The organism is Streptomyces sp. NPDC048603, from assembly GCF_043199475.1.
Lineage (GTDB): Bacteria > Actinomycetota > Actinomycetes > Streptomycetales > Streptomycetaceae > Streptomyces.
The window spans coordinates 486,793-511,026 of record NZ_JBICVY010000005.1; the positions used below are offsets into that span (position 1 = coordinate 486,793).

Here is a 24,234-nt window from a genome sequence, read left to right on the forward strand (position 1 = left end):
CCTGCTCCTCGATGTGATGAGCGTATTGACGCGTTCTTTACACCCTATCGGGAGGGCGGGGATGTTGCCAGGGGGGCTTTGACGTGCGGGAACAAGGGGCAGCGGGCCCGTGGGCACCAAGGCGCGAGGTGCTCACGGGCCCGCTGCGAGGAGCCGGGCCGCCGGGGGGACGGTCAGACGGTGGTCTTCACCGGCTCCTGGTCTTCGTCCTCGTCGGCTTCGATGTCCTGGCCGGCATCGCGGCGGCGGGCGAAGTCGAGGAAGTGGTTGAGCTCCCGCTTGACGACGGGTGCGAGCAGGTACAGGCCGATGATGTTGATGACGGCGAGCATGAAGAGCACCGCGTCGGCCATGTCGATCAGGGTCTGCAGGGTCAGCAGGGAGCCGCCGACCGCGAAGAGGGTGTACATGACCTTGAAGGTCATCTCACTGGCCCTGCTGCGGCCGAACAGGTGCGTCCAGGCCTTCATGCAGTAGTAGCCCCAGGTCAGCACCGTGGAGATGGCGAACAGCATCACCGCGATGGTGAGGATGTACGGGAACCAGGGCAGGACGGTGGCGAAGGCGTCGGAGGTGATGGTGACGCCGCCGATGGACTCGCCCTTGCGGGCCTCGCCCCAGCTGGCCGGGTTGGCGATGACGATGGTCAGCGCCGTCATGGTGCAGATGATGACGGTGTCGATGAACGGCTCCAGCAGGGCGACGAGGCCTTCGCTGGCGGGGTGCTTGGTCTTGACCGCGGAGTGGGCGATCGGGGCGGAGCCGAGGCCGGCCTCGTTGGAGAACGCGGCCCGCTTGAAGCCGATGATCAGCGCGCCGAGGACGCCGCCGGCGACGCCCTGCGGGTTGAAGGCGCCCTCGATGATCGTGGAGATCGCGGCCGGGACGGCGGTGACGTTGACGGCGATGACGACGAGGCAGGCGGCGATGTAGATGCCGGCCATGGCGGGGACGAGCTTGCTGGTGACCGAGGCGATGGAGCGGATGCCGCCGAGCAGGACGACGCCGACCAGGGCGGCGATCAGGATGCCGAAGAACAGCGCGCCGGCCGAGGAGCCCATCATGCCGTCCTCGCCGCCGGTGACGGAGACCAGCTGGGCGTAGGACTGGTTGACCTGGAAGAGGTTGCCGCCGAAGAGGCCGAAGAACAGGATGAACGCGGAGGCGAGGACGGCGAGGACCTTGCCGAGGGTCTTGCCGCGGGCGCCGAAACGCTCGGTGAGGCCCTTGGGCAGGTAGTGCATGGGGCCGCCGGAGACGGTGCCGTCGGCGTGCACCTCGCGGTACTTCACGCCGAGGGTGACCTCGACGAACTTCGTCGCCATGCCCAGCAGGCCGCAGAGGATCATCCAGAACGTGGCGCCGGGGCCACCGATGGAGACGGCGACGGCCACACCGGCGATGTTGCCGAGGCCGACGGTGCCGGAGACGGCTGCGGTCAGCGCCTGGAAGTGGTTGACCTCACCGGTCGAGCCCTTCTCGTCGTACTTGCCGCGGACCACGCGCAGGGCGAGCGGGAACTTGCGTATCTGGACGAGTCCGAACCAGGCCGAGAAGACCAGACCGGCGACGACCAGCCACGCGACGATCAGCGGGAGCTGGGTGCCGTTGACCGGCACGGAGTAGAAGACGACGTCACCGAGCCATTTGGCGATGGGCTCGAAGAATCCGCTGACAGCCTTGTCGACGGAGTCGGTGAAGGAGTCGAGTGACATGTGGCAAAACCTCGATGGCGCAGACCGGTCCCGTGCGGAGGGCCGGTGTGTGAAGGCGGGCTGTGAGCGAACGCCGTTGTCCGATCGGCGACCCGTGGCGCCACCGGTCCGCGGACACGGAGCGGGGAAAGGCGCCTTGGTCGTGCAGGTGGAACACGTACTGCAGGTGGTGCCGCGACCTGGTGCCGGCCGCCACTCCGGAGTTCCGGCGAGGGGTGGGCCGGAGCGGAGTTGCGTATTCCTAGCACGCTCTTTACGTCTTCTTTAGTGACGCCCATCACAGTGGCTGATTCAATGCGGCATTTGCCCAGGTCTGGTGACCGGATCGTTATTCGGATCTGAGGTTCTCCTGAGCGAACAGCCCCCTGGCTCCGCCGGCTCTCCCGGGTGCTTCGCGTCGACTTCCCCCACGTCTCCGGCCGTGGTGGACGTCCGGCGCGTCACCGTCCACCCTGCGGAACTCGCTGGTAGGCAGGGGTGTGGCGAAAGGTCGACCGTGCCTTCCTGGCCGGAAGGCGCACACCGCCGCCGGGCTGGGTCGAACCTGATTCGGTCTGCCTTGTGGCTGTCGGGAGGAGGCGCATGGGCTGGCCCGTGGCCGTTGTCGGTGCGGTTTTGGTGCTGTTCGTCCTTCGGGACGTGTTCCATACGCTGTGGCACCCGACCCGGCACGGGGGCCTGAGCCGCCTGACCATGACCGCCATGTGGCGTCTGGCGAAGGCATTGCCACGGCGTGGTGCCGCAGGGCTGGCGGGTCCCGTGGCCATGGCGGTCGTCGTGGCCGTGTGGTCCCTGACGGCTGTGGTGGGATGGGCCCTGATCTACTGGCCGTTCATGCCGGAAGCCTTCGCCTACGCTCCCGGCCTGCGGCCGGACGACCACGCCGGATTCGAGGACGCCCTGTACGTCTCCCTGGTCCACATCTCCACGCTCGGGCTCGGCGACATCGCCCCCACCGAGGGATGGCTCAGGATCGTCGCGCCGATGGAGTCCCTGGTCGGATTCGCACTGCTCACCGCGACGGTGGCATGGACCCTCGGCGTCTTCCCGGCTCTGGCCCGCCGCCGCTCCCTGGCCCTGAGGATCTCGCACCTCGTCCGCACCCACCCCACCACGGACCAGGTCGACGCCGACGCGGGCGCGGCCATCCTCGACGGTCTCGCCGCTGACGTGACCGTCGTCTCCGTGGACTTCCTGCAGTACGCCGAGTCGTACTACTTCCATGACGGGGACAGGCGCTTCTCGCTCGCCGGGCAGATCGCGGGTGCCGTCAGCCTCGCGGATCAGGCCTCGGCAGCCTGGCACCCCGATGTCCGGAGGTCGGCGGCTGTCGTTCGTGCCGCTCTGGACGATCTGGCGGCCATCCTCGACAGCCGTTTCCTGCGCACCCGGGGGTCGGCGCGTGAGGTCTTCGAGGCGTACGCCCGCGACCACGGCCACCTGGGCGGGGCCTGACATCGGATGATTCCCCTGCCTCGGCTTCAGGGGTGAGCGGGCCTGTCGACTGCGTGCTCGTCCTGTTCCCCGCTCGGCTGGATCTCCGCCTTCCTGAGGGCGCCTTCGACGGCGGCGAGGCGGTCGGCGATGAGGTCGAGTGCGGCCACGGCCCGGACCAGCGGATCCCCGCCCCTGCCGCCGGCCTGCCGCCCGCGGACGTACGAAGTGGTGATTTCCTCCCAGCGGGCCGCCTGCCGGGGGGAGAGGGACCCGCGTAGGGCGGAAAGCTTGAGGAGGTTGGCCTCGGCCCCCGTGGTCAGGGTCTGTGCCTCGGCGGTGTAGTGGTCGTCGATCACCGCGTTCAGTTCGGCGTCGTTCATGGCGGGGGAGATCCGGGCCGCGATCCGGTTCATGCTGCGGTAGGAGCCCTGGAGCAGGAACGGGGGCTCGGTGCGGTCGGTGTCGTGCTGGGCGGCCGAGGAGATGTAGGCCGCGTTGACGGCGAGGACGGTGGTCCGGGCGGTCAGCAGCCTCCGGAGCACGTCGAGGACTTCGGCGAGTTCCATCGTGGCGTAGGGGTGGGTCAGGCGGTCGGCGCGGGCGGTCAGGTCGCCTTCGGCGAGGCGGACGAGGAGGCCGAGGTCGTCGCGGTCGCGTCCGGCGAGCGGGGCGAGGACCGGATTCGAGGTCAGGGCGTTCTCGACGAAGCTGAAGGCGAAGGCGTCCTCCTTGCCGGTGAGGACGTCGCCGAGGTTCCACACGTCGGCCCGGTTGGCGAGCATGTCGGGTACCTGGAAGCGCTGCCCGGACCGGGTGTACGGGTTGCCCGCCATACAGACGGCGAACCTCTTGCCGCGCAGGTCGCGGCCGCCCAGGGTGCGGGTGGTGTCGCACAGCGGGATGAACTTCTGGAGCAGTTCGGGGGAGGTGTGCTGGATGTCGTCGAGGTGGAGCAGGATGTTGTTGCCGGCCTCCAGGGCGAAGGCGATCTTCTCCAGTTCGCGGCGGGCCGCCTCGTCCGGGGCGGCGTCCGGATCGAGGGAGGTGGTGGCGGGACCGAGAGCGGGGCCGTCGACCTTGACCAGGAGCAGCCCGAGGCGCTGGGCCACGTACTCCATGAGCGTTGTCTTCCCGTACCCGGGCGGGGAGAGCAGGAGGAGCAGTCCGTGGGTGTCGGTGCGCTTGGCGTCGCCGGCGGCCCCCAGCTGCTTGGCCAGGCTGTCGCCGACAAGCGGGAGGTAGACCTCGTCGATCAGTCGATTGCGGACGAAGGACGACATGACGCGTGGCCGGTGGGCGTCGAGTCGCAGCTGCTGGTGTTCGGCCGTGACCAGAGCAGTGCGCTGGCGCTGGTAGGAGCGGAAGCCCGGCACGTCGGTCCGCGCGAACTCCGAGGTCCGGGAGAGGAATTCGTCCAGACGCAGCTCCAGTGCGCCGTCGACGATGCGGGAATGGGTGCCGAGGAGCCCTGTGACGATCTCCGTGGTGGCGCCGTCGACGGTGTAGCGGGGCAGGGACGGGCACAGCTCCACGGCGGTCGCCTCTGCGATGTCTCCTTCGTCGACCTCCTCGCCGGTCGAGGCCGCGTACGCGCCGAGCCAGGCTTCCACGAGTTGCCGGCGTTCGAGCGGATCGGTCAGGGCCATGAGGTCCTCCGCATAGGACGCACCGCGCGTCTGGACACCGTGCCGGAACCCGTCGAGGAGTGCGCCGGCGGCGGCCGATACCGCGAAGCCCGCCGGGCCTGACGTGAGTTCTTCGAAGAGGTAGGCGGCGGTTCGGTCGGGGTGTACCGGGCCGGTGGCGAAGGCGGCCACGGCTCGGGCGAGTTCGGCCTGGAACTGGCCGAGGGCCGGGCTGCCTCCGAAGACGGCGCGGGCGCGGCCCAGCGAACCCGCCCGTCGGCCGATGGCCTCGCGTTCGACGTCGGTCAGACCGAGGGCCCAGAAGAGCACGGCGGCGGCGCGGTCCCGTGCCGGATGGCGGAGGGCGCCGGCGGACTCGTGCAGCCGGAGGACTGCGCGCAGGATGGCGGTGGCGTCGTGGTCGTGGACGCCACGCTCGAGGCCTTCGTCGTACGCGGCCTCGGCGGCCCGTCGTACCAGCCGCTCGAGTCCGTCTCCGGTTTCGGCCAGGACTGCGGCCCCGTGGTCCGCCAGCAGCCGGGCGGCCAGGTGCTCGGCCCGGTAGACCTGGGTCGACTCGCCCGGCAGTACGCGGTCCCAGTACGGTCGGGTGGCGGCGAACGCGGGGTCGGTGACCGAGCGCCGGTAATCGGTGCCGGCCAGGGCGAAGGCCATGCCGTCCTGGTGCGGTACGAGCGTGAGGTCGGAGGGCTGCCGGGTGACGGCGAACAGGTGCCGGCCCAGCCGGATCGACCCGCCGTCCTCCGAGTAGAGGTCGGTGCGGTCGCGCAGGGCGCGGCCGGCCTCCTGCCGGGCGGCCGAGAGACGGCCGGTCAGCTCCTCCGCCCGTACCGCGTCGCCGAGTTCCCGGAGTTGGCCGATGCTGCGGTGCAGCCCGGTCACCAGGGGGTCGGAGGCGAAGAAGGTGTTGACCTCGTCCGCGTCGGCGAGGTCCGACGCCCGGCGGGCCACGGACTCCAGAACGCGGTGGGCGGAGCTCGAGAGAGCCTCGGCGCGTCGGGCCCGGGCGTCCTGGAGACCCTGGCGGCGGGAGGAGAACGCGTCGTGCACCTCGGCACGCTTCTCGGCGACCTGGGCGAGGAAGTCCTCCTGCTCGGAGAACCGCGCTTCCAGGTTCTCCAGCCGGAGCAGGAGGCGGGCAAGCTGGGCGTCGCAGTGCTCAGGGGTCTCGGCGGCAGCCAGAGCGCCGGTGACGGTCTGGCCCAGCAGCGCGAACTCGGCGGTGAACTCGGCGATTCCCTCCTGCCGCAGGAGCTCCCGCCTGCGGGTACCGATGGTGGACCGGGCCCGGTTCACGTCCGCCATGGCGTCGGCGACGCGCTCCAGGATGGTGATGCGTACGGTGGCGTCGCCGACGTCCAGGCCGGACACGACCTCGGTCAGCTGTTGCAGCCCGAGGATGTGACCCTCCAGCCGGCGACGCAGGGGCTCGGCCTCGGCGACCGTGGTGACCGTCCCGGCCTCGGTGACGAGCCGGTCGGCCTCGGTGCAGTACGCGGCGAACGCGTCCTCGCGCTGGAGGTGGGTCATGGCCCGGTGAGCGGTGGATTCGATGGCGACGGCCACGTCCGCCGCCAGGGCTTCGATGCCGGTCGTGTCGGCGTACCGCATGTCCCTGAGGGTGACCAGACGTCCCTGGGCCCGGCGCAGTTCGGTGATTCGGCCAATCCACTCCTCGGCGGCTGCCGGGGCCTCGCTCCGGATGCGGCGGATCAGTGCGCCGGCGGTCCGGTGTGCTTCCGCGAGCGCGTCGGCCGCCTGCCCGGTCAGGCTCCGGACCGTCGCGAACTCCTCCAGGATTCCCGCGGTGGTCGCACGGACGGCCTCCAGCGGACCGCTCAGGTCGGGGCCGCCGGACCCCGCTCCCGTGAGCTCCGCGAGCCAGGGGAAACGGTCCGCGGTACGGACGCAGGAGGCGAGCAATGACTCGTACATCGCCGCGGCGGTTCCGGTGGACGCGTCCCGGGTGTCGGCGGCCTGCCGGGCGATGGCCAGGGTGTCGGCTACGGCGCGGACGAGCTCGGGGTTGCCGATGCGGGCGAGCGGCCCGTCGGCAGCAGCGGCCGCGGGATGCAGGTCGGACGTGAAGGGGGTGGACCAGATCTGCACGGCGTGCGCCCGTGCCGATCGGGCCGGGTCCGGGCGCAGCATCACCACGGTGCCGTCGTCGAAGCGGGCATGGCCGTGGCAGGGGAGCGGGGCGGTGACCTCCTTGCGGATCAGGTTGTAGGGGAGCAGCAGGCTGCGCCCGCCGTGCCGGGCCCGGAAGACGAAAAGAAGGTCCTCGCCGTTCGGGGCCGGAACAGACTGCTCGAACTCCAGGTCGGTGGTATCGGTTTCGAACGTCCTGACGTTGCCGGAGGCCAGGCAGTATCCGCCGGGAAAGACGATGCCCTCGTCGTCCGGGAGACGTCGGCAGGATCCGCCGATGCCGTCCAGCCGGACCACGGTGTTCGTGAGGGAGTTGTAGACCAGGTGGCGCCGGACCTGCTCCTTGTAGGGCAGGACACGGAGGAGCACCAGGGAACCCACGACGGCGTACGCGATCTCCGCGTCCGCGAGGGACTGGAGGGCTTCGTCCACGGGCTCGCGGTGGAGGGCCTCCTCCGACTCGGTGTCGTTCTCGGTCTTGACGGTGAGGGAACCGCCGACCGTCGAGACGAAGACGCGCCCGTCGACGGAGACGTGCGGGTGGCGGCCGGTGACGTGGTCCTCCCGGGTGGTCGCCTGCCACTGGATGTCGTGCGGGGGAGGGAGGACGTTGTCGCGCTCGCCCTGGGCGTCCAGGAAGCGGGCTTCGCCGGAGGGCGTGATGGACCAGCGCAGGACGCGGATGTCCTCGGTCCGTTCGCCGGTGCGGAAGACGGCGAGCAGTCTGCCGTCCACGTGCCGCAGCCGCTGCAGCCGGGCGTCGTGGTAGTAGCGGTGCAGCGCCTGGAACTCGTGGCGGAAGGCGGGGTCGTCCAGGAGCCCCGGCACGGCGTCCTCGGGGAGCGGGTTCAGGTCGCGGTCGTACAGTGCCAGGACATCGCGCACCTCCGCCTCGCCACCGCTGCGGTCGGCGGACCGGTCGTAGCCGAAGAGGAGGTGGTCGCCCACACCGATCAGGTCCGCGGCCGTGCGACTGTCGCCCGTGCGCAGCTGCCCGGACCCGGTGAGTGTGAGTCCGGCGGAGCCGAACACCGCGACCCGGGCCTCGTTGAGGGATTCTGCGCCCCGCGCCAGCTCCCGGGCCTGGGTCGCGAGCCGGTCCCGCAGTACCTCGTACGTCCCCGTGTCCGTGCCCGTGGTCATCCGTTCTGCTCCTTCGCGTACAAGATTGTGATGTGGCCGGGAGGCCGCCGAGCCACGCTCGGCTGCCTCCCGGCCGTTGACCGCACCCCCGTGGCGGTCAGCTTCTGGTGGCGGCGCCGTTCACCGAGGCCGGCCGGGCCGAGTCGGCTGTCGCCGCCGCACCGGCGAGTTCGCTCACCGGCAGGTCGGCCAGGCCCAGGTCACGTGCCTTGGCCATCAGTTCGTCCAGCTGTCCCGAGCCTGCGGGCATGAGCTTCATCAGCAGGGCGGAGACGCTCAGATTGCGTACGTCGGAGGTGGAGACGGCGCCCAGGGCGCGGGTGAGGTCCTCGGTGAAGGAACCGGTGCCGTCCAGCCAGCCGGCCGTCAGGGTGCGTGCCGTCTGCGAGTTGTCCATGAACCCGTCGATGGCGCGACCCATCGACATCGCGCCCACGATGCGGTCGAAGAACGCGGACTCCCCTCCGACGATGCTGATGTCGGCGCTCTCCAGCCCGGTCGCGAGCACCGTGGCCTGGGCCTCGGCCACCTGCCGCTGGGCGTCGAGTCCGGCGAGCCGGATCTCCTTCTCGGCCTCCAGCCGCAGCCGGTACTCCTCGTGCGTCCGCGACGCTTCGTCCAGTGCGGCCATGGCCGCCGCCTTGTCGGTCAGGCCGGATGCCTCCGCCTTCAGCTTCTCGCCGATCCCCACCGCCTCGGCCAGCGCCAGCTCGCGGGCACCGTCCGCCTCGGCCTTCAGCCGCGCCGCCGTGGCCTCGGCCTCGGCCCGGCCGGCCTTCTCGATCACGTCGGCTTCCCTCTCCCGTACGGCGACGGCGGCCAGACCCTGGGCGGCGGCCTCCGCCTGGATGCCCTCGGCGAGGCGGATCTTGGCGCGGGCGTCGAGGTCGGCGGCCTTGTTGCGGGCCTCGGCCAGGGTCAGCTCCTCCGCTGCCCGGTGCACGGCCGCCTGCTCGGACGCCTCGGCGGCCTTGATGTCCTTGACCAGCCGCTCCTGGGCCTCGGCCTCGGCGGCGATGACGACCGCCTGACGGGTGCGCTCGGCCTCCTCCACCGCCCGGAGCCGTTTGATGGACTCCTCCTGCTCGGCGACCGTACGGTCCACCGCGACCCGCTCGCGCACGACCTCGGCGATCTCCCGCTTCTCGGTCTCGACCTCCTTGTCGGCCGCGATCCGCGTCAGTTCGGTCTCCCGCTCCCGCGCGATGACCTCCAGCAGCCGGTCCTTCTCGATGCGCTCGTTCTCGATCGCGATGACCCGCTCGCGGTTCTTCGCCGCGACGGCGACCTCCCGGGCCTGGTTCTCCCGCTGAATGCCGAGGTGCTCCTCCGTCTTCAGGAAGGCGGTCTGGGAGCGCAGCCGCTCCTCCTCCACCACCCGGGCGATCTCGGCCTCCTCGCGGGCCCGTGAGGTCTCGATCTCGCGCCGCTGCTTGATCTCGGCGTCGGCCTGCCGGCGCTCCAGTTCGAGGATGGCCTCGCGGGCGTCGACGTTCTGGCGGGTGATCTCCTTCTGCTCGTTCTGCCGGAACTCGTTGGTGCGCACGTTCTCGATGGCCGTCAGCTCGGTGATCTTGCGGATGCCCTGGGCGTCGAGGATGTTGCCCGCGTCGAGCTGGGCGAGCGGGGTCTGCTCCAGGTAGTCGATCGCCGCGTCCTCCAGGCTGTAGCCGTTGAGGTCGATGCCGATGATCTCGATGATCTTGAAGCGCAGTTCGTCGCGCTTGGTGTAGAGGTCGGTGAAGTCCATCTGCTTGCCGACGGTCTTCAGCGCCTCGGAGAACTTGGCGTTGAACAGCTCCTGCAGCGTGGCCTTGTCGCTGGCCCGGGCCGTTCCGATGGCCTGCGCGACCCTGATGACGTCCTCCGCGGTCTTGTTCACCCGGACGAAGAACGAAATCCGGATGTCCGCACGGATGTTGTCCCGGCAGATCAGCCCGTCGCGGCCGGTGCGGGAGATCTCGATGGCCTTCACCGAGATGTCCATGATCTCGGCCTTGTGCAGGACCGGCAGGACGACCTGACCGGTGAAGGTGACGTCCACCCTCCGCATCCGCGACACGATCAGGGCCTTGCCCTGCTCGACCTTTCGGAACAACCGGGTCAGGACGACCACCACGACGAGCGCGACGACCAGGAGACTGAGGATGAGCAGGCCGAGGCCCGACGTGATGGCATCCATGAGGAATCCCCCCTTGAGAGTGAGTGCCGACGTGGCGCGGACGACCCGCCGCAGACGGAAGGACGCCGCGGGCTGGAGGCGGACGGCCCACCAAAGACACCGAGCGAACGGAGCACGCACGCTTCCAGCCCCCGTCCAGTGTCCACCGCGCATCGCCACGCGATTCCGGCGCCCGGCAGGCTGAACCTGGGGGCGCCCTGGAGTCCTCATACTGTCTTGGCTGTTGAGACTCAGTCATTGCCGGTGACCGGCAGTCTTTACGTGTCTTTAACGCGACCCCGATCTGCGGGGTGCCCGGCACGCGAGTCCGACCTCGTCGCCCTGCGCGAAGCCCTGTTGCAGGGGTTGCGAGAGGTGTACCGGGGCCGGCAGGAGGCTCTGCTCGCTCGAACCCGGCTCATCCTGGCGATGGCTGCCCGGCACGGCTGAGCCTTCGGCGCGATTGCATGTGCGCCCGCCGCAGCGGCGGTCGGCTGCGGCCGGCCGCGGGATATCCGGTCCTCGTGCAGCCTTGACGCATCCTAGGACGCATGTCCTAGAGTTGCGTCCGCGGCTGGGACGCTCGTCCTAGCGCTGAGTCGGGACTGTGGGGGTGCACGTGGCCAGGAGTACGGGTACACGGGCGCAGATCGTCGATGCCGCGAACCGGCTTTTCTACGAGCAGGGTTTCGAGCACACATCGTTCGCGGCGATCGCCGAGGCGGTGGGCATCTCGAGGGGCAACTTCTACCACCACTTCAAGACCAAGGACGAGATCCTCAACGCGGTCATCGAGGCCCGGCTCCAGAGCACGCGAGACATGCTCGTGGACTGGGACCGGGACGAGCAGGATCCGGCTGAGCGGGTGCGACGGTTCGTGGAGATCGTCATCGCCAACGGTGCGGACATCCAGAGTTACGGCTGTCCCGCCGGAACACTCACGAACGAACTCGCCAAACTCGGTCATCCCTCACGACTCCAGGCTGTCGCCGTCTTCGATCTCTTCCGGACGTGGCTTCGGGGACAGTTCGAGGAACTCGGGTTCGCGATCGAAGCCGACGACTTCGCGATGCATGTCCTGGCCTTCAGCCAAGGCGTTGCCACCCTGTCCAACGCCTTCCACGACAGCGCGTTCGTGCAGCGCGAGGTCGATCGCCTCCACGACTGGCTTGGCGAGCGCCTCGCAGACTCCCGTCGCTGAGCCGGCTGCCCACACCACCAGCAAACCAAGGAGACTTCCGTGTTCGTCGTCCTGCTCCGCTTCGCAGCCAACAAGAGCCAGGCTCCCGATCACATGGCAGGCCACCAGGCATGGATCCAGGAAGGCATGAGCGATGGGGTCTTCCTGTTGATCGGAGGAATTCAGCCTGGTCAGGGCGGTGTTGTGTTGGCCCACAACACGACCCTCGACGACCTGCGGCTGCGTGTTGAGGCCGATCCGTTCGTCGCCCACGAGGTCGTCTCGGCCGAGATCATCGAGATCGCCCCGAACCTCACCGATCCGCGGCTCGCGTTCCTGGCCGGCTGAACCACGGACCGTGTTCATCGCCGGCGCCGACGCCTTCGAAGCCCTGGGCGTGGAGCGGCTGTCCGGCGCCACGACGGTCGGCGGGGTGCCGCCGCTGCTGGTCATGGCCGAGGAAGTGTCCGAGGCCCTCTTCGAGTACGAAGAGGCCGGCTGAGGCTCTGTCGTACGTGGCGCCCGGTTCCCCTGTCGGGCCTCGCAGAACAGGGTGAGGGCCCCACCGCGGTCGGCGGTGGGGCCCTCGCTCATGTCAGGGTCCCGGTCAGGCGCGGCGTACGGTGAACGCGCACCAGGCGGTCCACTCGGATGCGGTGTTCCCGTCCTTGACGCGCATCCGCCAGCGGTAGTCCCCGTTGGTGAGCTTGCCACCGGGCAGCTGGTAGGCGGCGTCCTGGCTGGTGTCGCTGGTCAGCTGCTTGCGCAGGACCTGGGTGCCGTCGGCGGTGTCCACCTCGAAGGCGACCTTCCGGCGGGGGCCGGCCGAGGCTGGCGTCTCGACGGTGCCGGGCGGGGCCACCGACTCCAGGGTCGCGGCGAGCGTGGCGGAGTCGCTGGTGACTACCGGCTTGGCGGACCCGCCGCAGAACTGGAACCCGGCGTAGGGGCCGTCGGAGATCCGGGGCACCGCCGGGGTGCGCAGCAACAGGTCGGGCTTGGCCTCCAAGGCCTGGGCGGCACCGTCCGAGGACCCGGCGAGGGCCAGCGGCGCCGCCGCGCCGGCCAGTGCCAGGGCCGCGGTCACCGCAAGGGCGGCGCGCCCGGGCCGGCCCCGGAAGGGCTTGTTCCACACACGCATGGCTGTGTCTCTCTTCCTCACGGGGCCGCTACTTGACGTAGAGGGTGTGGCCGGGCTCGGGCGGGGCGATCTGGGTGCACTTGTACGAGGTCCAGCGGTGCTCGGCGACCAGGCGCCTGCCCTGGGCATTGCAGCCGCCGAGGTTGTTCAGGTCCTCGTACTTGACCCAGTCGGGGGCGGTGTTGGCCTTGAGCCTGTTCGCGGTGACGTAGCCGGCGGCCTGGCCGCCGGCCGCGACGCCGTCGGTGCCGTCCCACCGGTAGTGCACGCCGAGCCAGACCCGCCCGACCGCGTTCTCCGTGGCCGCGGCCGAGAAGGTGGTGAACGTACGGGTCACACCGAGTGCGTTGGGGTCCTCGGTGGTCGCGGTCCACGTCATCTGGTCGGTGCCGAACCAGTCCTGCATGACCCGGGCCCAGGCACCGGCGAAGGTGGCGTGACCGGAGATGTAGGCGGGGAAGGGAGGGCTGAAGTGCTTGCCGTCCCGGTCCTGGGACAGGGGCTGCCAGCTCGGGTCGCCGACAGTGTTCGGATTGCCGTCGCCGTCCTCCCGGATCGCGCTCTCGGGCCGCCACAGGTCGATCTCGGTCTGGTACTTGGCGTCCCAGGCCGTCACCGCCGCGTCGGCCATGGCGAACGCGGTGAGAGCGAACAGCTTCGCGTTCCCGGCGACCGTCAGGCCCTGCTGGCGGGAGAGGATCTGGGTGTGCTCGAAGAGCTGGCCCGGCGGCTTGTACGTGCCGTCGAGGTCATTGGCCCAGAACAGTGCGGCCTGTTTCTGATCGGCCGTCCTGGTGGTGGAGTCGGCGCGGCCCAGGCTCTTCACGTCGTTGAACTGGTCCGTGTAGGGCTGGCTCTTGAGCAGAGTGTCCATGACCGTCTGGCCGGCCGGTCCGGCCGGGCGGAACTGCGATCCCGAGGTCATGCCGAACGGCTTGACCGTGCCCCACTGCGGAGTGGCGCCGGTGATGGGAGCCCCGGACGCGTCCGTGCTCGTCGGACGCCAGTAGCCGGGGACCGTGCTGCCCGTGTACGGCGCGACGGACGCCGAGCCGTCGCCCTGCCGGGCGGCGATCATCGCGGCGGCGGACTTCTGTCCCACCTCGGTGCCCGCCGCACGCTGCTCCGCGGTGACGGCCGGCGGGATCGTCGAGCGCGCGTTCTCCAGCGCCGTGTCGAAGCCGAACTTGGGGTCCGGATAGACCGACTTCAGGACCTCGTAGGCCGCGTGGTCGATGGCGCTGTTCACGTCCGGCAGCGCGCCGTTGGAAGCCGTCGCCTTGGTGAGGTACGGGGCGCCCAGGCACTTGGTGTCGCCTTCGGCGCAGCGGGCGGAGTTGGCCGCGTCGTAGATCGCGCCGTGCATCATCGCGCCGGCCCGGGCCAGCGGGCCGGGGGCTCCGCCGGCCGTCTTGTACGTGGCCTGGAGGACGTCGTTCCAGTAGACGACGTGGTCCTTGACCGGGTCGGCCGGGGCCTCGTAGGTCACCAGGATGGAGGGGGCGTTGGCGGGCGCGTCACCCGAGGCGAAGATCTTGAACGACTTGTAGTCGGTCTCGTCCGTCGCCCGCAGGCCGACCGTGTCCACCTCGCGCGTGATCTGGGACCACTGCCTGACGAGCGGGGTGATGTCCTCCGACAGCCAGCGAGGTCCGCAGTCGCCGTGGCCGTAGGTCTGAGTGGAGGAGGTGACCTTCGAGCGCCAGGCCGGCTGGGTGGACCAGCGGGTGGCGGCGTCGGCCTTCCCGGTGTCCCAGATCTCCCAGGAGCGCGGCTCGCAGGAGTCGGACCACACCGAGTACAGGTTCAGCTCGGCGTTGAGCACGTCCTGGCCGGTGACCGACGAATGGCGCGGGAAGTTGACGAAGGAGCGCGCCTCGGTCTTCTGCCAGGCCCGGCCGACTTCGAGGCCGATGTTCGCGGAGTTGTCCCCGGTGTCGCCGTTGCGGACGAAGGTGTCGAAGTTCTGGCCGAAGTACACCGCCGGGTCGATGGTAACGGGGTACTTGGTGGCGGGATCGGCAAGGAAGCCCTTGTCCGCCTGGACCTTGAGGTCGAAGCCGGAGGCCTTCTGCACGACGTCCAGCCCGACCGCTGCCCGGTTGGTCTCCGCCTGCCCGCGCCGGTCGCGTGAGGAGTCCCACATGTAGGCGCTCGGCAGCTTCCCGACCGCCTGGCCGGTCCGGGCGTCCGTGAGTGTCACGGTCCGGTCGCCCTGCAGGGCTGCCTTGATGCCGGTGGCCTTCACCGGGAGGGTGAAGGCGGCAGCCCGCTCGGCCGCCGCCCGGTCCTTGACGACCAGGTACTGCTCGAAGCCGGTCCGGGTCGCCTCGACGACCAGGTCGGTGGCGGGCAGGACGTTCGTGTACGTGGCCTTGGGGCCCTGGAGGGTGGGCTCGGGCAGGGCGCCCTGCCAGCCCAGGGCGACCGCGTGCTCGCCGTGCCCCAGGGTGACCAGGTCGCCGCCCGCGGCGGCGGTACGGCCTGCCAGCTTCAGCCCGCGCGGGTGCGCCTTGGAACGGACCGTTCCGTCCGCCGCCTTCACCAGTGAGACGTCGATGTCGACCCAGCGGCCGTTCTCGCGGTACCGCACGGGGCCGGCGTGGGACTCCATCGCCATGCTGCCGTCGGGATTGGCCCAGAGGGTGGTGTTCTCGGTCCGGGCGCCGGTCACCTCGATCCGGCGGCCCTGGGCCTGCGCGGTGAGCCGGGCCAGCGACGCCTCGCGGTCCTCGCCGGCCGTCGCGGTGGTCGAGGCAACTGCGCCTGAGGCCGACGGCGTTGTCGCATGGGCGGGCCCGGCCATGCCGGCCATGAGTCCCGCCTCGGCGAGCAGGAGGAGGGAGAGTGGGGCGGCCAGGCGGCTGCCCCGGACGGGCCCCCGCGCCCGTCCGGGCGCTCTGGTGGATCTGTGCACGCTGTCAACTCCTGAAAACAGAGAGTGGTGGTACAGACCTGCGAATCCTCATCCGGGGCGGATCATGAAGGCCATGCCCTTTTCGGCATGAGTCCCACTCAACGTTGACCGGAACCTTTCGGTTGTCCGCTGTCCGGAACCGGAACCCCGGGCCGTCGCATGTATGTCAGGTATCCGTCATCCGGAGTCCATGGCCGCCTCGACAGTCACCGCGTGCAACGGGTCAGGCCCGGCCCCTCCGGCTCTGGGCGCGACCGCGGCGGTCAGGGCCCGGCCGACGGCGACGGTATGGCTGGGGGAGTCGTTGCCGAGGACGAGCAGGGACCCCGCGAGTCGCTCCAACGACCCCAAGGTCGGATCCGTCGATGGGGGCGACGGAGGAAGGCGGTCAGGTGAGAGAGTCAAGGGCGGCGAGGATGTCGGCCGGTTCGGCACGGGTCATGTAGTCGCTGTTGACGAACGTCCAGCGGATTGTCCCCTCGCGGTCGATGACGTAGGTCGCGGGTATGGGCAGGGTGCGTGTGTGGCCGGCGTTGGACCGGTTGAGATCGATGCCGAAGCCCTCGTATACGGCCGCGAGGTCCTCGGGCAGGTCGAAGGCGAGGCCGTACTGCTGGGCGGTGTCGCAGCCGAGATCGCTCAGGACGTCGAAGGCCAGTTCGTTCTTCTCGGCGTAGGAGAGGGATTCGTCGGGGATCTGCGGGGAGACGGCCACCAGGCGGGCGCCGCGGGCGGTGATCTCGTTGTGGTGCTGCTGCAGGGAGCGGAGTGCGATGTTGCAGTACGGGCACCAGGCGCCGCGGTAGAAGGTCAGCACCACAGGGCCCTCGGCCAGCAGTTCACCGAGGTCGACGGTCCGTCCGGTAGCGGAAGGCAGGGTGAAGGACGGGGCCTTGGTGCCCACGGCCGGCGAGCGGTCGGCCTGACCGGACTCGGCCAGCTCCTCGGCGGCTCGCTGCATGACGGCCCGCACCGTTGCGGGGATCTGCTCCTGGCGGCTTGCGTAGAAGGTGCGCAGCTCGGTGTTGACGCTCATGGGTCTTCCCTCCCGATATCTTGGAACGTTCGTTTCAAGATAGGAGTTCGAGTGCACTCCAGGTCAACATCCGTGGCGGTATCTTGGAATTCTCGGTTCAAGTTGGCGAGGTGGAGCATGCCGGACATCAAGCACTTCGACCCGGACACCGTCCTGGACACGATGGTCCGGCTGTTCTGGAGGCAGGGCGTGGCCACGACCGGCGTCCAGGACATCGTGAACGCGACTGGACTCAACCGCTCCAGCCTGTACGCGACCTTCGGCGGCAAGCAGGAGCTGTACCGCGCCGCCCTGGAGCGTTACGTCGAGCTCCGCTCCCGCCCGACCCTCGGCCGCATCACCGAGGACGACCGGGGGCTGCCGGCCGTCGTGGAGTTCTTCGATACGCTGATCGACACCCGCTGCACGGGCGAGTACGCCCAGTGGGGCTGCATGGTCTCCAACGCTCACGCCGGCGCCGAGAACAGCGACCCCGAGGTGCGGGCCATCCTCGACAGGCAGCACCGGCGCCTGCGCGACGCGCTGTACACGGCACTCCTCTCGGCCCAGCGGCAGCGGCAGCTCGGCGAAGGCGCCGACCCCGACTGCGCGGCCGACATGCTGGCCCTGCTCGCGCACGGGGTGAACCTGCGCTCCCGCGTCGGGGCGGACGCGCGGGAACTCAGGAGAACCGTCACGGCGGCGATCGGAGCAGCGACCGGCGTGGCCAGTTCCCCGCCCACGGCGTGTCGGCCCCTGACCTGAGCATCCGGCCGGACACCGTTCGCTGCCCGAGGCCGCCTACCGCTGACGACGGGCAGCCAGCCCAGACGGTGCTGGGTGACCGTCAGCTGGTGTCTCACGGGTCCTCCACCACATGTGACGCACGTTTCGCGCTCGCCCCATCCGCTTCCTGACGCGGTGTCATGCACGGAATGACGGTCTTCCGGGCCGGGCTGTCGGGCCTGACCGAAGGCGGCTTCGGTGTCCCTGAGCGATACCGCTGTCGCCCGTGGGCGGGCGTGATCACCCCCTGGGAGTGGTCATGTTGCGCAGTCAGCGTGCGGATTCGCCAGCCGCTTGGAAATAGGGTCGAACTCCCGTGCGTTAGGTCAGGTCCATGAAGGGGGAGGTGTCGGGACTGAAGCTGTTCAGCACAAAGGGCGGCGTGGTGGAGGTTGCACCGCGACTTGCGGAGGCCGAGGCAGGTGTACAGGCTCTCGTCGAGAGCGCGATGGAGGCCATGCTTGGGGTCAAGTTCCTCGCCACCGAGTACAGCACCGGTCCGGTCCACGGCGGGCGTATCGACTCGTTGGGGCTGGACGAGAACGGGGCTCCCGTGATCATCGAGTACAAGCGGGCCACCGACCCCGGCGTCCTCTCACAGGGCTTGTTTTACATGGCGTGGCTGACGGACCACCGCACCGAGTTCCAGGCCCTGGTGCGCGAGCGCCTCGGGGTGACGGCCGCTTCGCGGGTGCTGTGGAGCGCGCCGCGGCTGATCTGCGTGGCCGGCGACTTCACACGCTACGACCTGCACGCGGTCCGGGAGCACCGTCGGTCGATCGACCTGGTGCGATACAGGCTGTACGGCGACCACCACATCGCACTTGAGACGGTCGCTTCGGTCACCGGGCAGGCCAAGGCGCCCCGCCGCCCCCGCCGTAGCCGTGCCAGCGCGGTGCCCGCCCAGAGGGCGGCCGGGGCGATGGCGGAGCTGACGGCGGCAGTGGAAGAGGTGCTGCTGGGGCTGGGCGAGGACGTGTCGAAGGTCGAGCGCAAGCAGTACGACGCGTACCAGCGGCTGCGGAACCTCGCTTGCGTCACCCCGCGCCAGGACAGGTTGCTGGTCTACCTCAAGGCCGCGCCGGCGGCGGTAGATCTCGTGCCGGGCTTCACCAGGGACGTGACGGGGCTGGGGCATCACGGCACGGGCGACCTGGAGGTGCAGCTTCGGTCCGAACGGGACGTCGAGCGAGCGATCGACCTGTTTCGGCTCTCCTACGCCGTGGCGTAGGGCGGACTGGCCTTCCCGGTGTTGGCGGCGCGGGGGTAACGCTGGCTGCCCGGTCGGCGTAGTGGGGCTCCTCCCGATCTATTCGGGCGAGGACCATCGTGTCCGGGCCGGTGCTGCGGAAGCCGAGGTCGTGAAGGTGGGAGCGGGCGGCTTCGCTCGTGGGGCCGGAGGTTGTGGCGAGAACGCCAGGGTGGTGGTCGGGGTGAAGGGCGAAGCTGACGTGGGCGTCGGCGGGGGCGTACGGCATGCGGAACCTTCTGTGCGGAGCGGGAAGCGGTAGGAGGCCGGCGAGTGCGAGAGAGCCTCACCGGGCGGGGCGAGCCGGGTGGCGCACTGCTGGGCCGGCCCGTGCGGCCGGTTGCCGGGACATTGGGGTCTGGACGGTCGCGGGAGAAGCGCCACGTGCTCCTGAACTCGCCTCTCCGACGGCCTGGTGCCAGCGGGCCCGTACGGAGGACAGCGTGGCGAGGGCTCGGCGGCTGCCGGTGGCCAGCTGGTGGACGGTGGTGGCTTCGTCCGCAGTGAGGGTTTCGATCCGGGCGGCGACATCCTCGGCTTGGCGGAGTAGGGCGCGCTGGAGGATCTTCTGCCCCCAGTGCTCGGGTGCCCCTGCGGGATGGGAGACAGTGTCGAGGACCTCGGTGGGACCGAAACCGTCGTGAAGGAGACCGCGCTGCTGTGCCTCCCACAGCACGGTGATCGGGTCCACTGGTGCACCACGGCGGACCAGGCTGGTGAGGCACGCGAAGAGGGCGGCGTGCATCGTAGTGGTGAGGTCACTCTCGTGCAGCCACCGCATCCGCGGCAGGTCCTCGGGGTGGGCGGCGGAGGCGGCCAGCAGCATCCGCTCCTCGTCCGCGGCCTCGGCCGATGTCTGGACTGCGGCTGTGGGCGCAGCCGGGGTTCGGGGCATCGAGCCGGGGTGGGACGGGAAGGCGGTTGCCAGCTCGTCGAGGTAGACGGCGAGCTGGTCGGCCCGGGTGAGGACCGTCCGGGCCGGATCGGGCCCCGGGGCGCGGGCGGCCTGGGCGAGGAGACCGGCATGCCGGCGCAGAATGCGGCGGGCGTGCCCGGAGCGGACCATCTGCGCGTAGGCAGGGGCGTGGGCGTCGGTGGGGCAGACGCTGATGAGGGTGTGCAGGTAGGAGGCCGTCAGGGCTCGGGCCTGGGGCTGGGCCGCGTCGAGGAGCTGGTTCGGCCACACCGGGCTGGTGCGGTGGACCTCGGGCGCGGGCGGGGACATCGTGCGCATCGCCGCGAACAGGGCGCTGTGCGCGGTGTTGGCGAAGTGCTCGGGCTCGAGGGGCCCGATGGTCTTGAGCCGCTCGGGAACCAGGAGCAGGGCCCCGAGCAGGGCCTGTTCGGCGTAGTGGACCACCGGCGGTGGCTCCGGGTACTGCAGCAGATCCTCGTCGGCTTCGGTACGGGTGGCGTCGGACATCATGCCGCCAGGCCGAAGTCGTCGCGGCTGAGCACGCGTTCGACATGGGGTGCGATCAAGTGGGCCGCGAGCAAAGGGGGAACAGCGTTCCCGATCTGGGAGAAGCGCTGCCCTTTGTTGCCCTGCCAGGGGTAGGCCGGCGGGAAGGACTGCAAGATCCCTGCCTCCTCGGCGGTGATCCGGATCGCCGGCGGTGGAGTCTCTGCGGGGCCCGTCGTCGTCCAGACGCATTCGTTGGCGCGGTTGCCGAAGAACAGCGTGGCGGCCGGTTCGGTCACGGGCCGGATCGCCGCGTTCGCCTGGCTGTTGCTGCGCAGGACCCAGTCTCGTCCGCCCCCGCACCGCGGCGTCCGCGGAGATTCCTCCGTGCAGTTGCAGGGAGATCCGGTCTTGGGGTTCTGGTTGCGGAGCGGGGGGTTCTTCCATGCGCCGCGGTCGCGGGCGTCGGAGAGGGTCTTGCGGGAGCCGGAGGGGAAGGGCTCCGGTCCGCCCCCGGGTCCGCCGCCGGCGCACACGGTGGGTACGGGCCCGTCGGTGCGACCCCAGCCCAGGGCTTCGGCCATGGATACCCACGTCCGGCGGCCGGGTCCGAAGAAGGTCTCCGGATCGCCGAACTTGGCGTGCGTCGGCTCGGGCGGGGCTGCCGTACGGGTGCGGGAGGCGATCAGGATCGCCCGCCTCCTCGTCTGCGGCACGCCGTAGTCGGCGGCGTTGAGGATGCCGCTCCAGGTGGAGAACCCCCAGGAGCGGAGCACGGCGGCGTACTGCTTCCACAAGGGCGCGACATCGGGGACCTCCTCCATCAGCACCCACTCCGGCTCGCCGGCCTGGTGCAGGGCGTGGAGGTAGCGCATCGGCTCGGCGGCCAGCAGCGACCGCTGGTCCTGGCAGGCGGTGAGCAACTGTTCCCGGGTGTCCCGGCCGGCGGCCAGGTCCGCGACGGCCTGGTGGACGAGCGGCTGGTCGATCAGGCCGAGGCGTTTGCCGGCCATGCTCCACGCCTGGCAGGGCGGGCTCGCTATCAGCCCGCGGGTCCGGCCCACGAAGGGCCGAACGGGGTAGAGGGCGACGTCGGTGCGGATCGTGGTCTGTCCGGCTGCCGCCCGGGTCTTGCAGGCCCATTCGTCCCACTCCAGGCCGACGTCGCGTACGCCCAGGACGTGCAGGGCGTGCCCCCAGCCGCCCGGGCCGGCGAAGAGGTCCACGATGAGATCGTTCATACGGCCAGCCCGAAGTCGTCGCGGACCGGCTCGGGCTGATCGCCCCGGCAGGCCCACGGTGAGCAGCCGTCCACGACCCCGGCTTCGAGGGCCTCGGCATTCGGTGCGCCGGTCTCCTGCTGGAGGGCAGCCCATTCCGCGGCGGTGACATGGTCGATCGGTGCCTCGGAGAGCGGTACGCGAGAACGGTGCAGATAAGCCTGCCCGAGAAGCGGGTTTCCGGTAGCGTTCGCGCGGGCGTTTCCCTTGCGGATAGCTGCGTCGAATTCGACCACATCGGCCCACTCGTTGGGGGATGCATCCCTGATGCTCCGCCATTGCGCATTACCGTGAAAAGGGCACCCAAGGCAGCTTGACTTGGGTGTGTCGGCCAGCCCGAGCCGCTCCAGGTAGCGGACGCAGTCCGCCCGTGACCAGCCGATATCAATCAGCGGGTGCACGTTGTGCATGTACTGTACGCCGGAGTCTTTGGCCCGGTGGAATTCATCCGTGCTGATACCGACCCACTGCTCTGCGAATACTCCCTTCGGAACCCTGGACGGATAGGGGTATCGAAGGATTTCGCGTACCTTCTTCTTGATCGGCTTTATTTTATATTCCCCGGTACATTGCCGCCGGGTCATCCCTTGCTTTCCGTCCTGATTCAGGATGTAAAGCGGCATGGATGCGAATCGGTGATTCGGGTCCAGGGCGTCGTTGCGGATGTTTCCCGACGACACGCGGAGGATGGGTATCCCGGCCGGAGCGGCGATTTCCCGTTCGAGGCGGTCGAGGTGTTCGTACACCTTCTTCGGCTCCCAGCCGGTGTCTGCGAAGACTGCAATGTCGATCTTGGGGAGGGTGCCGTCTGCGGACAGGCAGAGCAGGGCTGAGCTTTGGACGCCGGCACCGAGCGAGAGGGCACGCAGCGCCGGGCGGATGGCGGTGTCCGGGGCGGTGGTGGCCGGCAGGTGGGGTGTGGTGGAGGTCGTGGCGTTGATGGCGGGTCCTTGCGGTTGGTGCGGCCCCGGGGTGAAGGGGCGTCGTTCTTGGGCGGGGTGGGCAGGCGCACGGGCCTGGTCAGCGGCTTCGAGCCGGGCCTGTCGTGGTGGGCGCCGTGGGCATCGGGCGAGCGGGGGCCGACGCGGGAGCGGTAGGCGGGGGAGCGAGGAGGGCGGCGACGGCAGTCGCTCCGCCGGTGGTGAGGCGGATGCGGTCTTGGGCCGGGCCGCCGTGGAAGGCAGGCGGAGCGCAGGCGGGTGCGCGCACGATGAGGCCCTTGCCTTCGAGGGAGCGCAGGGTGTTGATCCGGACGCTGCCGTCACGGCTGTGGACGTACTCCCGGCCCTGGCTCCGCGCCATCACGACGTGGTCTCGGGCAACCGCGTGGAGGGCGCTGAGCTCGGCGGCGGCCAGGCCGTCGGCTGCCGTTGTTGCGGAGGGCCGGCGCCGGTGTGTCTCCCGGGCGATGCCGGCGGCGGCCTCGACGGCCGCTTCCGGAGCAAGTGCTGTCAGCTCCTGCGCGAGCTGAATCTGCTCGGCTGTGCCGTCGGGCAAGCCGGTGAGTCCGGGGTGCGCGAGAGCCGAGGCGGTGACCGTGGCCTGTGCTTCGGCCAGATGGCGGACTGCTTCGCCGCTGAGGTAGGCGACTTGTTTGATCCGGACAGTGGCATCGATCAAGTCGGCGCTCGCGTACAGCTGCTGGTCGCGGACGGCCTGAACGGCCGTGAGGGCTGCATGTGCCAGCTGGGTCGCCGAGTCGGCGTGCGCGCCGAGTGCGGGACCAGAGGCGGCCGTTGGACGGAACAGGCTGAGGGCGTCGTTGTGACGGGTGACATCGCCGGCGAGGGCAAGCAGGCGTTCCACGGGAGTGGGCGGTTCGGGCACGTCGAACAGGAGGTCGTCGGTCATGGGAAGCGGGGGCTTTCGGGGGTGGGCGGGGGAGGCGGCGCGGTACGGGATGAGGCGTGTGGTTCAGGACCGGGCCCGGCTCGGTGCTGCGGCAGCCTGGGCCGGGACGGGGAGGGCCTGCGGCGGTGCCGGGGGTGTGACCGTCGGCTCGAAGGCCGGGGCCAGCTGGTGCAGTTCGCAGGACAGGTGCTCGGCGAGCGCCTGACTGGTGACGAGCCTGGCGGCCACCGTCTCCGGCAGCTGCTGCCAGCGGGCCTGGTGGCGGGCCCGCTCGATGAGCGTGGCGGCGGCCTCCAGCTGGGTGGCGACCTGGCGGAGCACGAGGTTCTGGTCGTCGTCGTGCCCGGTGGCCTGGAGTAGCTCGTCCAGCGCGCCGGGAAGCGGCGGGCGTTCGAGCGGCAGTCCGTACAGCTGCGCGTGGAGGGAGTTGGCGAGGCCGAGTACGGATCCGCCGCAGGAGCGGTTTCCGTATCGGGCTTCGGCACCGCGCAGCAGGCCGAAGCTGACGGTCACGACGTGCGGCGGGGGCGGCGGGTTGGTGGAGATGCGGGTGGCGAGGGCGCGGGCGACGTCGGCAGGGGTGGGCGTGCCGGTCTGCTCGTTCGGGGACGTGGGATCTCCTGCGGGAGGTGGGGGCGGGCGAGCGTGAGCCTCGGCTTTGGGAGGCCGGGATCGTCATCGGCTGCGCTGAGGGTTGGGTTGGGATGTCAGGGGGCTTCCCACAAGGCGCGGGCGATGTGCTCGTTGCCGCGCGGTGTGCGGGGCCGGGACGGTGTGTGCCAGCCGGGCCGGGGCGGGCGGTGGGCGATCACCCGCCACCCGGCTCCGCGTAGAGATGCGCCGGACTCGCCGTCCTGGGTGTAAGTGATCAGCCTTCGGTATCCGAGGGCCTTCGCCGCACGCCAGGCGGCGCCGTAGAGCATGGAGTTGGCGTTGTGCGTTCCGTCGGTGCAGGTGCGCGTGACTTCCAGGGTGTGGCCGTCGTCGAGGTGCCGGGCGACGGGGCGGCCGACGGTCGCGACCGCGCGGAGGGTGCCTTCCTCGTCGGCGGCGCCGACGGCGAACACCTGGCCGACGGGCGGCGGGTGGTGTCGGTGCCAGGTGGTGACGAAGGCTTTCGCGTCGCGGGAGCGGACCGGTACCAGATGGAGCCGTGGCAT

At 70.2% G+C, this 24,234-nt stretch carries 19 protein-coding genes; 6 read left to right on the plus strand and 13 right to left on the minus strand.

Annotated elements, in window-relative coordinates; all coding sequences use genetic code 11:
- Positions 1-173: 173 nt before the first annotated feature.
- On the minus strand, positions 174-1,715 hold the full coding sequence (locus tag ACGFQ9_RS14995; protein WP_393574183.1) for an alanine/glycine:cation symporter family protein: 1,542 nt from the start codon (positions 1,713-1,715) through the stop codon (positions 174-176).
- A 582-nt stretch (positions 1,716-2,297) separates the two neighbouring features.
- On the opposite strand from ACGFQ9_RS14995, the gene ACGFQ9_RS15000 reads away from it, so the two are divergent.
- Positions 2,298-3,170: a potassium channel family protein gene (locus ACGFQ9_RS15000; RefSeq protein ID WP_393574184.1), complete on the plus strand. Its 873-nt coding sequence runs from the start codon at positions 2,298-2,300 to the stop codon at positions 3,168-3,170.
- Positions 3,171-3,196: 26 nt separating this feature from the next.
- On the opposite strand, the gene ACGFQ9_RS15005 is transcribed toward ACGFQ9_RS15000, so the two are convergent.
- Together ACGFQ9_RS15005 and ACGFQ9_RS15010 are read right to left on the minus strand one after the other, a co-directional pair.
- The gene (locus tag ACGFQ9_RS15005) at positions 3,197-8,092 is read right to left on the minus strand and encodes a DNA repair ATPase (RefSeq protein ID WP_393574185.1); all 4,896 of its coding nucleotides are present in this window, start codon (positions 8,090-8,092) and stop codon (positions 3,197-3,199) included.
- Positions 8,093-8,189: 97 nt separating this feature from the next.
- The gene (locus tag ACGFQ9_RS15010; protein ID WP_393574186.1) at positions 8,190-10,274 is read right to left on the minus strand and encodes an SPFH domain-containing protein; all 2,085 of its coding nucleotides are present in this window, start codon (positions 10,272-10,274) and stop codon (positions 8,190-8,192) included.
- A gap of 598 nt (positions 10,275-10,872) precedes the next feature.
- On the opposite strand from ACGFQ9_RS15010, the gene ACGFQ9_RS15015 reads away from it, so the two are divergent.
- The 3 genes from ACGFQ9_RS15015 to ACGFQ9_RS15025 are packed head-to-tail and all read left to right on the plus strand — an operon-like array spanning position 10,873 to position 11,935.
- Positions 10,873-11,454, plus strand: coding sequence for a TetR/AcrR family transcriptional regulator (locus ACGFQ9_RS15015; protein WP_393574187.1), 582 nt, complete (start codon positions 10,873-10,875; stop codon positions 11,452-11,454).
- A 39-nt stretch (positions 11,455-11,493) separates the two neighbouring features.
- A complete protein-coding gene (locus tag ACGFQ9_RS15020; RefSeq protein WP_393574188.1) occupies positions 11,494-11,781 on the plus strand; it encodes a YciI family protein in 288 nt (95 codons plus the stop codon).
- A 10-nt stretch (positions 11,782-11,791) separates the two neighbouring features.
- Positions 11,792-11,935, plus strand: a complete 144-nt coding sequence (locus ACGFQ9_RS15025) for a hypothetical protein (RefSeq protein ID WP_393574189.1) — start codon at positions 11,792-11,794, stop codon at positions 11,933-11,935.
- 105 nt (positions 11,936-12,040) lie between these two features.
- Here ACGFQ9_RS15025 and ACGFQ9_RS15030 read toward each other — a convergent pair whose 3' ends face one another.
- The 4 genes from ACGFQ9_RS15030 to ACGFQ9_RS15045 all read right to left on the minus strand — a co-directional run bounded on the left by ACGFQ9_RS15030 (position 12,041) and on the right by ACGFQ9_RS15045 (position 16,527).
- Positions 12,041-12,574, minus strand: coding sequence for a hypothetical protein (locus ACGFQ9_RS15030; protein WP_393574190.1), 534 nt, complete (start codon positions 12,572-12,574; stop codon positions 12,041-12,043).
- 28 nt (positions 12,575-12,602) lie between these two features.
- Positions 12,603-15,491 (minus strand): DNRLRE domain-containing protein, encoded by a 2,889-nt coding sequence (locus tag ACGFQ9_RS15035; protein ID WP_393574191.1) that lies wholly within the window; start codon positions 15,489-15,491, stop codon positions 12,603-12,605.
- A 177-nt stretch (positions 15,492-15,668) separates the two neighbouring features.
- Entirely contained in the window at positions 15,669-15,833 is a 165-nt protein-coding gene (locus tag ACGFQ9_RS15040; RefSeq protein ID WP_393574192.1) for a hypothetical protein, read from the minus strand.
- A gap of 46 nt (positions 15,834-15,879) precedes the next feature.
- Complete coding sequence (locus tag ACGFQ9_RS15045; RefSeq protein ID WP_393574193.1) at positions 15,880-16,527, minus strand: peroxiredoxin-like family protein; 648 nt, start codon at positions 16,525-16,527, stop codon at positions 15,880-15,882.
- 117 nt (positions 16,528-16,644) lie between these two features.
- On the opposite strand from ACGFQ9_RS15045, the gene ACGFQ9_RS15050 reads away from it, so the two are divergent.
- Positions 16,645-17,271 (plus strand): TetR/AcrR family transcriptional regulator, encoded by a 627-nt coding sequence (locus ACGFQ9_RS15050; RefSeq protein ID WP_393574194.1) that lies wholly within the window; start codon positions 16,645-16,647, stop codon positions 17,269-17,271.
- A 367-nt stretch (positions 17,272-17,638) separates the two neighbouring features.
- Positions 17,639-18,523 (plus strand): DUF5655 domain-containing protein, encoded by an 885-nt coding sequence (locus ACGFQ9_RS15055; RefSeq protein WP_393574195.1) that lies wholly within the window; start codon positions 17,639-17,641, stop codon positions 18,521-18,523.
- A 304-nt stretch (positions 18,524-18,827) separates the two neighbouring features.
- Here ACGFQ9_RS15055 and ACGFQ9_RS15060 read toward each other — a convergent pair whose 3' ends face one another.
- The 6 genes from ACGFQ9_RS15060 to ACGFQ9_RS15085 all read right to left on the minus strand — a co-directional run bounded on the left by ACGFQ9_RS15060 (position 18,828) and on the right by ACGFQ9_RS15085 (position 24,234).
- Positions 18,828-19,967, minus strand: coding sequence for a DnaB-like helicase N-terminal domain-containing protein (locus tag ACGFQ9_RS15060; RefSeq protein WP_393574196.1), 1,140 nt, complete (start codon positions 19,965-19,967; stop codon positions 18,828-18,830).
- Positions 19,964-21,184: a DNA cytosine methyltransferase gene (locus tag ACGFQ9_RS15065; protein ID WP_393574197.1), complete on the minus strand. Its 1,221-nt coding sequence runs from the start codon at positions 21,182-21,184 to the stop codon at positions 19,964-19,966. The genes ACGFQ9_RS15060 and ACGFQ9_RS15065 overlap by 4 nt, the downstream gene beginning before the upstream one ends.
- Entirely contained in the window at positions 21,181-22,050 is an 870-nt protein-coding gene (locus tag ACGFQ9_RS15070; RefSeq protein WP_393574303.1) for a hypothetical protein, read from the minus strand. Before ACGFQ9_RS15070 ends, ACGFQ9_RS15065 begins: the two co-directional genes overlap by 4 nt.
- Positions 22,051-22,243: 193 nt before the next feature.
- Positions 22,244-23,074, minus strand: coding sequence for a hypothetical protein (locus tag ACGFQ9_RS15075; protein WP_393574198.1), 831 nt, complete (start codon positions 23,072-23,074; stop codon positions 22,244-22,246).
- A 63-nt stretch (positions 23,075-23,137) separates the two neighbouring features.
- Positions 23,138-23,587 (minus strand): hypothetical protein, encoded by a 450-nt coding sequence (locus ACGFQ9_RS15080; protein WP_393574199.1) that lies wholly within the window; start codon positions 23,585-23,587, stop codon positions 23,138-23,140.
- Between the two features lie 194 nt (positions 23,588-23,781).
- On the minus strand, positions 23,782-24,234 hold the full coding sequence (locus ACGFQ9_RS15085; RefSeq protein WP_393574304.1) for an XF1762 family protein: 453 nt from the start codon (positions 24,232-24,234) through the stop codon (positions 23,782-23,784).

Excerpts from the sequence above, each read along its gene's own strand:
- ACGFQ9_RS14995 (WP_393574183.1), bottom strand. The coding sequence starts at position 1,715 with ATGTCACTCGACTCCTTCACCGACTCCGTCGACAAGGCTGTCAGCGGA.
- ACGFQ9_RS15000 (WP_393574184.1), top strand. The coding sequence starts at position 2,298 with ATGGGCTGGCCCGTGGCCGTTGTCGGTGCGGTTTTGGTGCTGTTCGTC.
- ACGFQ9_RS15005 (WP_393574185.1), bottom strand. The coding sequence starts at position 8,092 with ATGACCACGGGCACGGACACGGGGACGTACGAGGTACTGCGGGACCGG.
- ACGFQ9_RS15010 (WP_393574186.1), bottom strand. The coding sequence starts at position 10,274 with ATGGATGCCATCACGTCGGGCCTCGGCCTGCTCATCCTCAGTCTCCTG.
- ACGFQ9_RS15030 (WP_393574190.1), bottom strand. The coding sequence starts at position 12,574 with ATGCGTGTGTGGAACAAGCCCTTCCGGGGCCGGCCCGGGCGCGCCGCC.
- ACGFQ9_RS15045 (WP_393574193.1), bottom strand. The coding sequence starts at position 16,527 with ATGAGCGTCAACACCGAGCTGCGCACCTTCTACGCAAGCCGCCAGGAG.
- ACGFQ9_RS15050 (WP_393574194.1), top strand. The coding sequence starts at position 16,645 with ATGCCGGACATCAAGCACTTCGACCCGGACACCGTCCTGGACACGATG.
- ACGFQ9_RS15060 (WP_393574196.1), bottom strand. The coding sequence starts at position 19,967 with ATGATGTCCGACGCCACCCGTACCGAAGCCGACGAGGATCTGCTGCAG.
- ACGFQ9_RS15065 (WP_393574197.1), bottom strand. The coding sequence starts at position 21,184 with ATGAACGATCTCATCGTGGACCTCTTCGCCGGCCCGGGCGGCTGGGGG.
- ACGFQ9_RS15075 (WP_393574198.1), bottom strand. The coding sequence starts at position 23,074 with ATGACCGACGACCTCCTGTTCGACGTGCCCGAACCGCCCACTCCCGTG.
- ACGFQ9_RS15085 (WP_393574304.1), bottom strand. The coding sequence starts at position 24,234 with ATGCCACGGCTCCATCTGGTACCGGTCCGCTCCCGCGACGCGAAAGCC.